This window comes from Ruegeria sp. S263, assembly GCF_056780525.1.
On sequence record NZ_CM165558.1, the window covers coordinates 1,024,850 to 1,037,673 of the forward strand.

Annotated in this window: 14 protein-coding genes and 1 pseudogene; 5 read left to right on the top strand and 10 right to left on the bottom strand. The window is 58.4% G+C overall.

Annotated features, from left to right (window positions below):
* Positions 1-2: 2 nt before the first annotated feature.
* The 3 genes from fahA to hmgA are packed head-to-tail and all read right to left on the bottom strand — an operon-like array spanning position 3 to position 3,259.
* The gene (gene fahA, locus ACT2B1_RS05040) at positions 3-1,259 is read right to left on the bottom strand and encodes a fumarylacetoacetase (RefSeq protein ID WP_171125374.1); all 1,257 of its coding nucleotides are present in this window, start codon (positions 1,257-1,259) and stop codon (positions 3-5) included.
* 24 nt (positions 1,260-1,283) lie between these two features.
* On the bottom strand, positions 1,284-1,904 hold the full coding sequence (locus ACT2B1_RS05045) for a LysE family translocator (protein ID WP_171241388.1): 621 nt from the start codon (positions 1,902-1,904) through the stop codon (positions 1,284-1,286).
* Positions 1,904-3,259, bottom strand: a complete 1,356-nt coding sequence (hmgA, locus tag ACT2B1_RS05050; RefSeq protein ID WP_171125370.1) for a homogentisate 1,2-dioxygenase — start codon at positions 3,257-3,259, stop codon at positions 1,904-1,906. The genes ACT2B1_RS05045 and hmgA overlap by 1 nt, the downstream gene beginning before the upstream one ends.
* A 57-nt stretch (positions 3,260-3,316) precedes the next feature.
* On the opposite strand from hmgA, the gene ACT2B1_RS05055 reads away from it, so the two are divergent.
* Together ACT2B1_RS05055 and ACT2B1_RS05060 are read left to right on the top strand one after the other, a co-directional pair.
* Positions 3,317-3,769 carry a MarR family winged helix-turn-helix transcriptional regulator gene (locus tag ACT2B1_RS05055; RefSeq protein WP_171125368.1) on the top strand — a complete coding sequence of 151 codons (453 nt, stop codon included), beginning with the start codon at positions 3,317-3,319 and terminating at the stop codon, positions 3,767-3,769.
* 61 nt (positions 3,770-3,830) lie between these two features.
* Entirely contained in the window at positions 3,831-5,060 is a 1,230-nt protein-coding gene (locus ACT2B1_RS05060; RefSeq protein WP_481668694.1) for an adenylate/guanylate cyclase domain-containing protein, read from the top strand.
* On the opposite strand, the gene ACT2B1_RS05065 is transcribed toward ACT2B1_RS05060, so the two are convergent.
* Entirely contained in the window at positions 5,057-5,866 is an 810-nt protein-coding gene (locus tag ACT2B1_RS05065) for a division plane positioning ATPase MipZ (RefSeq protein ID WP_171125364.1), read from the bottom strand. The genes ACT2B1_RS05060 and ACT2B1_RS05065 overlap by 4 nt on opposite strands.
* Before the next feature lie 210 nt (positions 5,867-6,076).
* Here ACT2B1_RS05065 and ACT2B1_RS05070 point away from each other — a divergent pair, with 210 nt between their 5' ends.
* Both ACT2B1_RS05070 and ACT2B1_RS05075 read left to right on the top strand, forming a co-directional pair.
* A complete protein-coding gene (locus ACT2B1_RS05070) occupies positions 6,077-6,964 on the top strand; it encodes an AEC family transporter (protein WP_481668695.1) in 888 nt (295 codons plus the stop codon).
* Positions 6,965-7,107: 143 nt separating this feature from the next.
* Positions 7,108-8,625, top strand: a pseudogene (locus ACT2B1_RS05075) (MFS transporter).
* 152 nt (positions 8,626-8,777) lie between these two features.
* Here the strand turns inward: ACT2B1_RS05075 and rpmE are convergent.
* Both rpmE and rplS read right to left on the bottom strand, forming a co-directional pair.
* Positions 8,778-8,999: a 50S ribosomal protein L31 gene (gene rpmE, locus ACT2B1_RS05080; protein WP_170388151.1), complete on the bottom strand. Its 222-nt coding sequence runs from the start codon at positions 8,997-8,999 to the stop codon at positions 8,778-8,780.
* Positions 9,000-9,010: 11 nt separating this feature from the next.
* Positions 9,011-9,394 (bottom strand): 50S ribosomal protein L19, encoded by a 384-nt coding sequence (gene rplS / locus ACT2B1_RS05085; protein ID WP_039541573.1) that lies wholly within the window; start codon positions 9,392-9,394, stop codon positions 9,011-9,013.
* Between the two features lie 380 nt (positions 9,395-9,774).
* Between rplS and ACT2B1_RS05090 the strand changes: the two genes are divergently transcribed.
* On the top strand, positions 9,775-10,572 hold the full coding sequence (locus ACT2B1_RS05090) for a glycoside hydrolase family 25 protein (protein ID WP_481668696.1): 798 nt from the start codon (positions 9,775-9,777) through the stop codon (positions 10,570-10,572).
* On the opposite strand, the gene trmD is transcribed toward ACT2B1_RS05090, so the two are convergent.
* Genes trmD through ACT2B1_RS05110 form a run of 4 tightly spaced genes read right to left on the bottom strand, consistent with a single transcriptional unit; the run spans position 10,569 to position 12,820 of the window.
* A complete protein-coding gene (gene trmD / locus ACT2B1_RS05095) occupies positions 10,569-11,366 on the bottom strand; it encodes a tRNA (guanosine(37)-N1)-methyltransferase TrmD (RefSeq protein WP_171126891.1) in 798 nt (265 codons plus the stop codon). The genes ACT2B1_RS05090 and trmD overlap by 4 nt on opposite strands.
* Positions 11,363-12,178 (bottom strand): hypothetical protein, encoded by an 816-nt coding sequence (locus ACT2B1_RS05100; protein ID WP_481668697.1) that lies wholly within the window; start codon positions 12,176-12,178, stop codon positions 11,363-11,365. Before ACT2B1_RS05100 ends, trmD begins: the two co-directional genes overlap by 4 nt.
* The gene (gene rimM / locus ACT2B1_RS05105; RefSeq protein WP_171241382.1) at positions 12,178-12,681 is read right to left on the bottom strand and encodes a ribosome maturation factor RimM; all 504 of its coding nucleotides are present in this window, start codon (positions 12,679-12,681) and stop codon (positions 12,178-12,180) included. Before rimM ends, ACT2B1_RS05100 begins: the two co-directional genes overlap by 1 nt.
* The gene (locus ACT2B1_RS05110) at positions 12,674-12,820 is read right to left on the bottom strand and encodes a hypothetical protein (protein ID WP_171125351.1); all 147 of its coding nucleotides are present in this window, start codon (positions 12,818-12,820) and stop codon (positions 12,674-12,676) included. Before ACT2B1_RS05110 ends, rimM begins: the two co-directional genes overlap by 8 nt.
* Between the last annotated feature and the right edge of the window lie 4 nt (positions 12,821-12,824).

Below are 12,824 nucleotides of genomic sequence, written 5' to 3' on the forward strand. Positions count from 1 at the left end.
GGTTAGCGCCCGTAAGGGTCTTGCAGGGCAGGCAGGACCGTGCCCACGCAGTCACCAAACCCGATTGTGTAGCCTTCGCCCTTCGCCTCACCGGTCAGGGTCAGGGTATCGCCGTCTTCGATAAAGGTACGGGATTCGCCCGTGTCCAGAGTAAGCGGTTCTTTCCCGCCCCAGCTCAGTTCCAGAAGCGAGCCGCGCTCGGGCTTTGTTGGCCCCGATATTGTGCCGGACCCCAGCAGATCGCCTGTGTTCATCGGGCAGCCCGAGGTCGAGTGATGGGCCAGTTGCTGCGCCGAGGAATAGTACATCTCTTTGTAATTCGTTCTGGCGATTGTTGTGGCGGGCTTCCCTTCGGGTGCCATTGTTACCGACAGATCAATGTCATACAGCATCGGGCCGCAGTCTTTCAGGTGATCCAGCAACTCGAATTCGCGCGCAGGGGTGTCGCATCGGAACGGTTCCAGTGCCGCCTTGGTGACAATCCAGGGGCTGATGGATGTCGCTGTGGCCTTGGCTTGAAAGGGTCCAAGCGGCTGATATTCCCACGCCTGAATGTCACGCGCGGACCAATCGTTCAGCAGGACATAGCCAAAGATATTATTGTCGGCTTCTTGCACCGTGATGGGCCCATCCGAAGGCGTGCCCACGAGCGCGCCCATTTCCAGTTCTATGTCGAAACGACGGCTGGGCAAAAAGGCCGGGCGGTCGTGGTCGGGCGATTTCAACTGACCCCAAGGGCGGCGAATATCGGTGCCGGAAACCACCACCGAAGACGCGCGACCGTTATAGCCAATCGGAATGTGCAACCAGTTCGGCGGCAGGGCGTTATCGGGGCCACGGAACATGGTGCCGACATTCTGCGCGTGATGCCGTCCGGCGTAAAAATCGGTGTATTCGCTGACCGCGACAGGCATGTGCATCTCGGCGTCGCTTTGGGCGACCAGCAGGTGTTCAATGTCGGACCGTGTCTCGCTGCCCTCGGCCAGAAGGTCTGTCAGCCGGTCCCGCAGCGCAGCCCAGACCGCTGGGCCTTGTTCCATCAGCGGGTTCCAGAAGGGCAGGTCGAACAGCGGCTCGTCCGCCAATTGGATCAAACCTTCGGCTTCGGCGGCGGTGACATCAAAGATCATGTCACCGATCGCCACGCCGCAGCGCGGTTCATCGCCTTCGGTCGAGAATACGCCATAAGGCAGGTTGTTCAGCGGAAATGGGTGGTGGGCGTCATTGGCCGAAGCCACCCAGGATGTCTTTAAAGGCATCAGTGATCCTTGTTTTCTGATTTTTTAAGTATCTCGCAGGGATTTCAGGCCCAGCAGAAGGGCCGCCAATATCATGAAGCTGCCACCGGCCCGATCCAACCACAGCCTGGCGGACCCTCTCAAGCGCGTGGCCAGCCAACTGGCGCTGCCGCCATATGCGGTCAGGAATAGCCCATCGAGTGTCAGGTATGTGGCCGAGAGGATTGCGAATTGTGGCCAGAACGGAAGCGCCCCGTCGATGAACAGGGGAAACAGCGCCGCGAAAAAAACCACGGCCTTGGGGTTCGCGGCCGAGGTGACAAAGCCCTGCGTCCAGAGCGCTTTGCGACTGGCAGGTCGCGCCGATTGGGTCTGCTTCCCTCCGGTTTTCACAATCATGCGAAGTCCAAGATAAACCAGATAAGCAACGCCCAGCCATTTGATCACCGCCAGCGCTGTGCCCGACGCTGCGATGATTGCGGCAAGGCCCAGTCCAGCCGCCAGCATCTGCAGCAGGTTCGCCGTCAGATCGCCTGCCGCTGTGAATAGGCCGCGCTTCAACCCGTTGGCCGCCGAATTCGACAGCATCAGCAACTGGCTGGGGCCCGGTGTACTCATCAACAGCAGCACTGTTGCGATATAGGTGATCCAGATATCGAAGCTCATCACTTTTTCCCCGGCGTACCGTCAAACTTTTTCTCAAGAGAGGTCCAGCAGTCAATGTAGTCATCCTGCAGCGGGGCTTCACTTGCTGCAAATCGGGTCAAATGCTGAGGGAACCGGGTTTCGAACATGAAGGACATGGTGTTGTCCAGCTTGTCTGGCCCAAGGTTGGAGTTTGACGCGTTGTCGAACGCCTCGCGGTCGGGGCCGTGCGGCAGCATCATGTTGTGCAGGCTCATTCCACCGGGAACAAAGCCCTGAGGTTTGGCGTCGTACTGGCCGTAGATGTTGCCCATCAGCTCGGACATGATGTTCTTATGGTACCACGGCGGACGGAACGTGTCTTCGGCCACCATCCAGCGTTCTCGGAATAGGACAAAGTCGATATTGGCCGTACCCGGCTGACCTGATGGGGCTGTCAGCACGGTAAAGATTGACGGATCGGGGTGATCGAACAGGATCGCTCCGACCGGGCAATACGTGCGTAGGTCGTATTTATAGGGCGCGTAATTGCCGTGCCATGCCACCACGTCCAGCGGGCTTTGACCGATCTTCGTCGTATGGAACTGACCACACCATTTGACAGTGACGGTCGAGGGAACCTCACGGTCCTCAAACGCAGCGACAGGGGCTTTGAAGTCGCGCGGATTGGCCATGCAATTGGCCCCGATTGGACCGCGGCCGGGCAATTCGAACTTTTGTCCGTAGTTTTCGCAGACAAACCCGCGCGCGGGACCTTCCAGAACCTCCACCCGGTACACCAGACCGCGCGGGATGATGGCGATCTCTTTCGGCTCGAGGTCGATGATCCCCAATTCGGTCGCAAAGCGCAGGCGGCCTTCCTGCGGCACAACCAGCAGCTCGGAATCGGCTGAGAAGAAGTAGTCATCCACCATGGATTCGGTGACCAGATAGATATGGCTGGCCATGCCCACCTGCGTGTTCACGTCGCCAGCCGTGGTCATGGTGCGCATCCCAGTCAGCCATGTCAGCCCTTCGTCCGAATGGGCCACCGCGTCCCAGCGGTACTGGCCCAGACTGATCACATCCGGATCAACAGAAGGTGCAGATTTCCAATAGGGCAGGTCGATCTTTTCGTAGCGATGCGAATGTTTTACCGAAGGCCGGATACGATAGCACCACGTCCGCTCGGGCGGGTTGGCCGTAAAGGCGGTGCCGCTGAGTTGCTCACCATACAATCCGTAATTGCAGCGCTGCGGGCTGTTCATCCCTTGGGGCAAAGCGCCGGGCAGGGCCTCGGTTTCGAAGTCGTTGCCAAAGCCGGGCATATAGCCTTCGTGCGTCCCTACCGGGCTGCTGGCTTGTGTCAGGCTGTGCGGATCAGTCGGACGATTCATCCCGTGTTCCTCCATTTGCTACTTGTCCGATAATAGTTGATTTTGTAACTAACAAGCATGACTAGCGCGGATTCCGACAAAAAAGATGAATTTGATCTGCGGGTTTTCCTGCCCTATCTGCTGAACCGGGCGGCCGAGGAAAGTTCGTTGGAGTTTCAGCGCGCCTATAAGGACCGGTATGGGATGTTGCGCACCGAGTGGCGCGTTTTGTTCCATCTGGGCAATTACGGCGAAATGACCGCGAAAGAGATTGGTGAGCGCGCGCGGATCCACAAGACTAAGATCAGTCGTGCGGTCAGCAGGCTTGAACAGCGCAGATATCTGGTACGCAAACGAAGCGACACAGATCGCAGGGTTGAAATACTGACGCTGACAGCCGCCGGGCAAACGGTTTATCGCGAATTATGCGATATTGCCCAGCGATACGACGCAAAGCTGGCGGGGATGTTCAGTGCGGACGAGGTTACCCTGTTGCGCCAAATGCTGCAGCGACTGGCGGATATGATGTGAGGACTGGTAATCTGTTCGTGATGACCCCAGATGAAACCCTGAGTGGACGCAGGATTTAGACATGACAGCCCCGGACCCCAACGCGGCGAAAACGAACGATCTTATCAATTGGCTGGTATCGCGCGGCCTAGCTGGTGCCGAAAAGGAAGAGCTTCTGGACGGGTACTGTACGCGCCTTGTCGATATGGGAGTGCCGCTGATGCGGTTTCACGCGGCGCAATCCGCGTTGCACCCGGTTTATGGCGGTACAGGCTATAGCTGGTACCAGGGGCGCGGCGGGGATTATCAAAAGTTCGAGTACTCGGAAGATGTCAGCGAGGATTGGCAGCAAAGCCCGCTTTTTGCCATTCTCAACGAAGATGTCGAGGTTGTGCATGAACGCATGGTGGATCAGAACGAACCCAGCCGGTTTCCCCTGATCAATGATCTCAGAGAGAGTGGGGCGACCGAATATTACGCGCGTGGGGTGACGTTTGATGTCCCGACCCATAACGCGCCGCGGGACGCCAAGAAGCCTGTGGATGGGGTGTTGCTGTCCTGGACGTCCAACGCACCAGAAGGGTTCCGTGACGGCGATCTGGAGTTGATAAATACCGCGTTGCCCCATTTGGGGTTGGCCCTGAAATCGGCGTCGAATGCGCGGGTATCAAAGGACCTGATGCGTGTCTATCTGGGGCGCGAAGCCGGTCGTCGTGTTCTTTCGGGCGAAATACGGCGAGGGTCTTTGCAGCAGATTGATGCCGTGATCTGGAACTTTGATCTGGAGGGGTTCACCAGCCTGTCCGAAGAATTGCCGGGCAGCGAAATTATCGAAATGCTGAATGACTACCTGGCTGTGGCCGTCGGAGTGGTGCATGACAATGACGGAAACATCCTGAAGTTTATGGGCGACGGGCTGATGGCCATGTTCGACGTGGGCGAAATTGACGAAGACGCCCGTGCGGCCTTGAAGGCCGTGCCTATGCTGCAGGAACGCATCAGGACGCTGAACGAAGAGCGCAGCGCCGCTGGCCTTCCGGTTGCCAATTTCACGCTGGCCCTTCACGCGGGTGAGATTTTGTACGGCAACATCGGGTCGGAAAGCCGCCTTGATTTCACTGTGATCGGGCCTGCGGTAAATCAGACGGCAAGGATCGCAGGTATGCACCGGTCGCTGGGTCAGCGCATTCTGATTTCAGACGATGTGGCGCAAGCGGCTATGCCCTGCAGTCAGGATTTGATCTCGGTCGGTCGTTACATGCTGCGCGGCGTGGCGGAACCGAAAGAGCTGTTTACCGTGTACAACGGTTAAAAGTCGATCTCGACGCCCGGCAGGTTCAGCTCTTTCATCATGTCACGCAGTTCCTGACGCGCGGCGATGTTCGAGATGTTGAGCTGCTTGACCCCGATATCCTTGAGGTCCAGCAAGGTCAGGCCACGTGGGAACAACTCGCGGAAAATCACGCGTTCGGAAAAGCCCGAGGCGACGCGGAAGCCAATGCGCTGCGATAGCATCTCGATCGCGCGTTGCATCTTTTCCTTGTTGACCATGCGCTGCGTGCCTACACGGTTGCGCACGACAACCCAGTCGATCGGTTTCAAACCCGCCTGCGCGCGCAACTGACGTGCGTTCCAGACCATCTCGGAATAGACCGACGGGCCGAGGATTTTCTCGCCCTTTGAATCAATCCGCGCCAGCAGGTCAAAGTCGATGAAGCTGTCATTCAGCGGCGTGATCAGCGTATCGGCCAGCGAATGCGCCACTTGGCTAAGACGTGTATGCGAGCCGGGGCAGTCAATCAGGATGAAATCGCTGTCGCTTTCCAATTCGGCAACTGCAGCAGACAGGCGGTGGTCATAGATGTTCTCGCCCGGCTTCAATTTGGTCGCGTCGATCTCGGGCAGGTCGTGGTGACGCGGTGTCGGCAGGGTCAGGTCCGAATTTTTAAGGAAATTAGAGCGATTTTCGAAATAGCGCCCCAGGCTGCGCTGCCGAAGATCAAGGTCTAGCGTGCTGACCTTATGGCCCAACCGTGCCAGTGCTGTGGCGACGTGCATCGAAACGGTCGACTTGCCTGCGCCGCCCTTTTCGTTCCCCACTACGATGATATGTGCCATGCCTGTATTCCCACATCCCGCCGTGTTTGACCACACGTTGTTGAAAACCACTATATGTTGTGGAAACGGGGAAGGGAAGAACCCGAAACACTGTGAACGCGCAATAAAATTCGCTGTTGCTGAAATCTCAGGGTGGATTTGGTCGCGCGCTTGCCAAACATTGCCACCTGTTTCACTGTCAAAATTACGAATTTGGATCAGGGGCTTGCAGTGGACCATCTGTTTCTGAATGTGCTGAACGTGGTCCTTCCCGTGCTGATCTGCGCCGGGATCGGGTACAGCCTGGCGTTGTTCAAAGCCCCGTTCGACAACAAGGTCATCGGTGGGATTGTGTCTCGGGTTGGGTATCCGACGCTGATCATCTCGCACCTTTCGACGACAAAGATCGCAGTGGCCACGTTCTTGGACGTGATGGCTGCGGCGGCGCTGGCGATTGCAGGCTTTGGCGCATTGGGGTTTGTGGCGCTCAGGGCCATGCGCCTGCCGGTTCGCGCGTTTCTGACGCCCTTGATGCACGGCAATGTCGGCAATATCGGTCTGCCGATTACGCTTTTGGCGCTGGGCGACGCTGGGATGGCCTATACGATGGGATTTGTGGTGGTCGTCCTGATCAGCATCTTCACCGTGGGTATGTGGATTCCGGCAGGTGAATTTTCCCCGAAGAAACTGGCCACGTCCCCGATCATCTACGCGGTTATTGTTTCACTGGCGCTGATGGCGACGGGGTACAGCCTGCCGCAACCTGTGGCCAAGTCGTTTGATCTTCTTGGCGGTCTTTCCATCCCGCTGATGCTTTTGACACTTGGTCACACGCTGGCAAGCCTTCAGGTGCACCGCCTCGGCCGCGCTGTGATCCTGACCGTGTTGCACCTGATTATGGCGACTGTGATAGCAACCGCTTTGGTTTGGGCATTCGGCTTTACCGGGGCAGAGCGCGGGGCGGTTATCCTTTGCTGTCTGATGCCGTCATCGGTGGCGACCTACCTGTTTATTGATCAGCACATGCCGGAATACGGCCCGGACGTGGCCGGATTTATTCTGGTATCCACACTGGCAACGATCGTCGTTTTGCCGTTGGCCCTGTCCTATTGGATCTGAGGCTGTGCGCTGGGCAGAAACCTGCTAAGGTGTTGATGTGGCGTCCCAAAGACGTCAGTTGGTGTGAGGGCGGAGCGATGTCACAGACGAATTCACATCCCAATGGCGCACGGGTTGTTCTGGCTATGACCGCGATCTGCATGATGGTTGTTGGGTTCAACACCACGGCAGTCGCGACCATCCTGCCCAACCTCAAGGCCGAGTTCGACCTGACCCCGTCGGGCCTGCAATGGGTTATGGCGACTTACACCGTCGCCAGCGCCACCTTGGTGACTATCGTCAGTCGGTTGGGGGATATCACGGGCAAGATGGGCGTGTTCTTCTTTGGCATGGTCGTCTTCGCGGTTGGGTCCTCTCTTGTTCTTTTCGCCCAAGATGGCACGATGCTTTTGCTTGGGCGCGGCGCACAAGGGGCGGGCGCTGCGGCGTTGTTTGGCACTTCTCTGTCGTTGTTGACTGCGGCGACGCCCGAGGAACAACGCGCCAGCGTGACCGGAGCCTGGGGCGCCATCGTAGGCTTGGCAATTGGCGTTGGTCCAATTGTTGGTGGTGCCTTTGCCCATTACGTCAGTTGACGCGCCGTGTTTGCAACCGATCTGATCCTTTTGGTGATCGCGTTTGTCATCGGTTTGAACGTCAGCAAGCAAATATATGTCCCGGATACGCGTCTGGCCGGGGCGCGGTTCGATTTTCTGGGGGCCATTGCAATCCTGCTGTTTCTGGGGCCGTTGTCTTTTGCGCTCAGCAACGGGGAAAGCAACGGTTGGGGCACGCCCATGACGCTGGTGCCGCTGGCCGTCGCAGCGCTGGCAACTGTCGGTATTGTTCTCGCAGCGCGCCGCAGTGATGATCCGCTGATCGAGCTGAGGTATTTTCGCCATCCACGCTATTTCATGGCCGCGGCAGGGATGTTTTTCACCGGCTTCACGCTGTTTGGGTTCTTTGTCTATTTTAACACTTTCGTACAGTCGCCGGACGCCTTTGGGTATTCCTCCGTAGGCGCCGGGCTTGCGATCATGCCGCTCAGCCTTAGCATGTTCGTGATTTCGGTCACGGCACCGCGGTTTCTGGCCCCCTACAGCTTCCCGTGGCCCGTTGTCATCGGATTGGGGGCGATGGCGTGCGGGTTCCTGTTGCTGATGGCCACAACGAATAACACGCAGTATGGCGAAATCTGGTGGAAGCTAATGGTCGTTGGGATCGGGCTGGGCATCTGTTTCTCGCTTTTGCCGCGCCTCGGCCTGCGACTGCTGCCGGAAGAGCATGTGGGGCAGGGGTCGGGCGTGATAAACGCATGTCTTTATTTTGGGGCAACTCTGGGGGCGGTCGTGTGCGGACTTGCCGAAGCGATCACCACCCGTCGCGGCCTGTCTGAGGTGATTAACGCCTTGCCCGCAGGCTCGACGCAGCGCGAAGATCTGGCCCATGCGCTGACGCACGGTACGCCCAACCAGATTCAGCAGTTGATCGCCGGGATGGATCCGCAAAGTGGAACGGCATTGGCCAAAGCCTTGCGGGATTTGCAGGACAACGCCTTTGACAGCGCGATGATGATCACGGCCATTGCTGCACTGATTGGAATGGTGCTGGCGCTGCTGCTGCTGCGTGGGCCGGTGCCGCCATTGCACAGCGCGGCCGAGTTAACGCGTAAGGCGCAGTAAGCAGGCTCTGGATGCCTCCTCGGGTTTTTTCGTCGCCTGCGCTGACACTATAGTTCTTTGTGCAGATAGCAGCGTCCAAAGACCCTTGCTGTGTCGGAAAAAGAAAAAGGCCGCCCGAAGGGACGGCCTTTTGCAATTGAACCGGGTTAGGCTTAGAAGCCCAGACCTTCGTATTTCTTCTTGAACTTCGACACGCGGCCGCCGGCGTCCATCAGGCGCGCGCCGCCACCGGTCCATGCGGGGTGCACGGAGGGGTCGATTTCCAAGGCCAACTGGTCGCCTTCGGCGCCCCAGGTGGATTTCATCTGAACCACGGTGCCATCGGTCAGTTTGACGTCGATGATGTGGTAGTCGGGATGGATGTCTTTTTTCATCTTTCCGCTCCTTACGCCTCGGCGCCAGCCTTGGGCTTGTAGTTGGTGACCTCTGCGATACGTGCGGATTTACCGCGACGGGTGCGCAGATAGTACAGTTTGGCGCGACGGACGCGACCGCGGCGGACAACGGTGATGCTGTCGATGTTGGTCGAATGCAGCGGGAACACACGCTCCACGCCTTCGCCGAACGAAATTTTGCGGACGGTGAACGAACCGGCGATGCCGCTGCCACCTTTGCGCGCGATGCAGACACCTTCGTAGTTCTGCACACGGGTACGCGACCCTTCGGTCACTTTAAAGCCGACACGGATGGTGTCACCGGCTTTGAAATCGGGGATATCTTTCCCCAGGGCGGCAATCTGTTCCGCCTCAAGCTGTGCGATCAAGTCCATCGCATTCACTCCTATCTGCTCGTGGTTGGTCCACGAAGTTTGGGCACGGGCTGAGAGCTCTTGGTCTTCACCGGGTCCTGCGTACAGCCCGCCAGAGGTCAGATCGAATGTTCCTTGGTGCGGTTTGTTCCGCCGCGCCGGGGCCGAAGAAAGCCGGGCGTCACGACATGGACCAAACCAAAACACCGGAGTCGCGCAAATGCGGCACCGGATTGCGGTCGTTTAAGGGCTTTGAACGCAGGGATCAAGCCCAAATCGTCATATTTTACAGGGCCGGTTGGTGAGTTTTCGCCACCCAAAAACAACACCGTTGCCTTACGGGGTCGATCAGGCATTCTGGAAGGCAATTATACGAGCAGAAATTTATACAGGAACAGATCATGCGCACAGCTCTGATGCTGGCATTCATTGCCTTTGCGACCCTGTCTTGCGGTCGCAACAGCCCTCCGCCGCAGCAGGTCGAGGCCAAAGCCTTTCTGGATACAACGTCGCCTTCGGTGGTCTTCCCATCCTTTGGCGATGCCGACCCCCATGACTGGGAGGGGCGGCATCCCGGTCAATACCCGGTGCACGGGCTGGACGTGTCGCGGTGGCAGGGGCCAATCGACTGGCGGCGCGCCAAGGCGTCAGGTGTCAGCTTCGTATTCATCAAGGCCACCGAGGGCGGGGACGTCGCAGACCCGATGTTTGAAGCGCATCGCGGCGGCGCGCGCGCGGCTGGGGTACCATGGGGCGCGTATCACTATTACTATTTCTGCCGTCCCGCCCATGAGCAGGCGCGCTGGTTCATCCAGAACGTGCCCCAAGGATCAGACCTGCCGCATGTGCTGGACATGGAGTGGACGCCGCATTCCAAGACCTGCACTTTGCGCCCCGATGGCGCAACCGTTCGGGCCGAGGCACAGCGGTTCCTTGATATTTTGGAACGTCACTATGGGCGCCGTCCGATCGTCTATACGACCGTGGATTTCTATGGCGATACAGAAATCGGCCGCCTGCCAAAGACCGAATTCTGGCTGCGGTCTGTCGCGGGGCATCCGCGCACCGTTTATCCCAAAGCGGTCTGGCGGTTTTGGCAGTACACCGGAACCGGGCTGGTTCCCGGCGTAGATGGGCCGGTGGATATCAATACGTTCAATGGCCCGCCCGATATCTGGACGCGGTGGAAAGCAGGTTAGTCGCGCGACTTGCGATAGGCGTCCCACAGGTCGGGCCGGCGTTCGCGGGTGATCTGCTCGGACATGTCGTGCCGCCAATCAGCGATGCGACCGTGGTGACCGGACATCAGGATATCGGGGATTGCACGCCCCTTCCATTCGGCGGGGCGAGTATATTGCGGGTGTTCCAACAGCCCGGATGAAAAGCTTTCCTCCTCGGCTGAGGCTTGGTTGCCCAAAACGCCGGGGATCAGACGCACCGTTGCGTCAATCAGCGCCTGAGCGGCGATTTCGCCGCCTGTCATGACAAAATCGCCCAACGAGACCTCCTGAACGCCGTAATGCTCAAGCACACGCTCGTCCACGCCCTCAAACCGACCGCAAAGCAGGGTCATGCCGTCACAACGCGCAAGGTTCTGCATCATGCGCTGGTCCATCCGGCGTCCGCGCGGGCTGAGATAGATCAACGGCCAATTCCCACGCACCCCCGCCATCGTATGTTCAATCGCCTCGCCCAAAACATCGGCGCGCAGAACCATTCCTGCGCCGCCTCCGGCTGGGGTGTCGTCCACATTGCGGTGCTTGCCAACGCCGAACTGACGCAGGTCGATTGTCTCTAGCTGCCACAACCCTTCTTGCAATGCTTTGCCAGTCAGACTTTCGCCCAGCACACCGGGAAAGGCCGACGGGAACAGCGTGATGATCTTTGCTTTCCACACGCCGTGCAGGTCCGGTGTTGGGGTCAGCAGTTCACGCGGTTTCAGGGTCGGTCGGATCGCCTTGCGACCGTGGGACTTTGAAGGTTTGTCAGTCATATCGTGCCAATCAGAGCCTTTTGCGCGTGTTCGACGATGGCCTTCTTTTGCGCGACCAGAGCGGCCTCGTCCAGACGAGAACGATTCAGGTCCAGCAATTCTGCCAGAACGTCCTCTGGCAGTCTGGGGTTGGAGTGTGCAGGCGGGGCCAGCAGGTTGGCTTTTTCTTGGTGCAGGTCCAGAAGATCTGCAAAAGGCGCACCCGGGCCAAACCGCAGCTTTTGCAAATCTTCCAGCCACTCGGACAGAACCGTGACATTCGGAAGCGCTTCGCTAATCCGGTCCACTGTGGCTTGCAGCGGGGCGAGGGTCTCCATGCTTTCGCAATATGTTTCGAAATCCTGCACTTGACGCATACGTTGCAGATCGTGCGCCCAAAGGCTGCGCAGCCAGCTTCCGCGCTGCCGAAGGGACAGGTAGACGGTAATCTCGACCTCTTGCCCGGAAAACCTATGCCGGACAGCGTTCACAAGGCTGGCCGCAAGCTCGGGCGCGGCGGCGTAACCTTGTTCCAGATTACGGCTGGGACGGAGGCCCGCGAAATTCTCTTCGCTGACAATCAACCCGCGCTTTTCACCGAAATCGAGCGTATCCAGAAAGGCCGATATCTGGCGTTCGAACTCTGAAAGAGTCCCGGCCAGCCCATAGACGGAATGATTGGTGGCGGCCCGTGAAAGACCGGAATTGCGCGTGCGGTAAGGAAGCACCAGCGCAAAGTGGGGCCAGATCAGTTCGCGGTTTTCGAAAAGAAAAGACTGTGCAGCTGTAGTGCCTGTTTTATGTAAACCCAAATGCAGCAGGATTCGCCGCATCAGATCAAACCTTCAGGGGGATCGGCGACGATACGGCCTTTTTCAAGGTCAACGGTCGGAACGGCCTCAAGCGTGAAAGGCAGCAGGACGGTGGATTTCAGCCCCGACCCGTGCAATTCCAACAAATCAGCGGCGCCGTGGTTTTGCACCGACTTTACCCGGCCCAGCAGGGTGCCGCCGGTGTCATAGACCTCAAGCCCGATCAGGTCGGTATGATAGAACTCATCATCCGGCAATGAAGGCAATTGATCACGGCGCGCAAACAGGCGCAGACCCTTCAGCGCATCAGCCTGTTCCTTGGTCTCGATGCCGCCCAACCGGGCAGCGAAACCATTCTTGATCAAACGGGTCAGGACCAGAGGGTACCGCTCGTCGCCCGCCTCGTTGGTCAGGGGCGAATAGGCTTCGATATCTTCGGGGACGGCGCAGTAGCTTTTCAGCCGCACCTCGCCGCGCACGCCATACGACCCGGCAATACTGCCGACGCAGATCAGATCACTCATTTGTCCCATCCGTCACACATAGCCCGTCTTCCCATTGCCCGCGTGTTTCGCACACCTCGCGCTGGTTCGAGCGTTCGAAGAACACGCCGACAATAAAGGCGATCATCATCAGAATGGGAAGGCGTAACAATCCGAACATCTGC

Coding starts and splice junctions, on each gene's coding strand:
- fahA (WP_171125374.1), bottom strand. CDS start 1,259: ATGCCTTTAAAGACATCCTGGGTGGCTTCGGCCAATGACGCCCACCAC.
- ACT2B1_RS05060 (WP_481668694.1), top strand. CDS start 3,831: ATGACAGCCCCGGACCCCAACGCGGCGAAAACGAACGATCTTATCAAT.
- rpmE (WP_170388151.1), bottom strand. CDS start 8,999: ATGAAAAAAGACATCCATCCCGACTACCACATCATCGACGTCAAACTG.
- hmgA (WP_171125370.1), bottom strand. CDS start 3,259: ATGAATCGTCCGACTGATCCGCACAGCCTGACACAAGCCAGCAGCCCG.
- ACT2B1_RS05100 (WP_481668697.1), bottom strand. CDS start 12,178: ATGCGGCGAATCCTGCTGCATTTGGGTTTACATAAAACAGGCACTACA.
- rplS (WP_039541573.1), bottom strand. CDS start 9,394: ATGGACTTGATCGCACAGCTTGAGGCGGAACAGATTGCCGCCCTGGGG.
- ACT2B1_RS05055 (WP_171125368.1), top strand. CDS start 3,317: ATGACTAGCGCGGATTCCGACAAAAAAGATGAATTTGATCTGCGGGTT.
- ACT2B1_RS05110 (WP_171125351.1), bottom strand. CDS start 12,820: ATGTTCGGATTGTTACGCCTTCCCATTCTGATGATGATCGCCTTTATT.
- ACT2B1_RS05065 (WP_171125364.1), bottom strand. CDS start 5,866: ATGGCACATATCATCGTAGTGGGGAACGAAAAGGGCGGCGCAGGCAAG.
- ACT2B1_RS05045 (WP_171241388.1), bottom strand. CDS start 1,904: ATGAGCTTCGATATCTGGATCACCTATATCGCAACAGTGCTGCTGTTG.
- rimM (WP_171241382.1), bottom strand. CDS start 12,681: ATGAGTGATCTGATCTGCGTCGGCAGTATTGCCGGGTCGTATGGCGTG.
- trmD (WP_171126891.1), bottom strand. CDS start 11,366: ATGACTGACAAACCTTCAAAGTCCCACGGTCGCAAGGCGATCCGACCG.
- ACT2B1_RS05090 (WP_481668696.1), top strand. CDS start 9,775: ATGCGCACAGCTCTGATGCTGGCATTCATTGCCTTTGCGACCCTGTCT.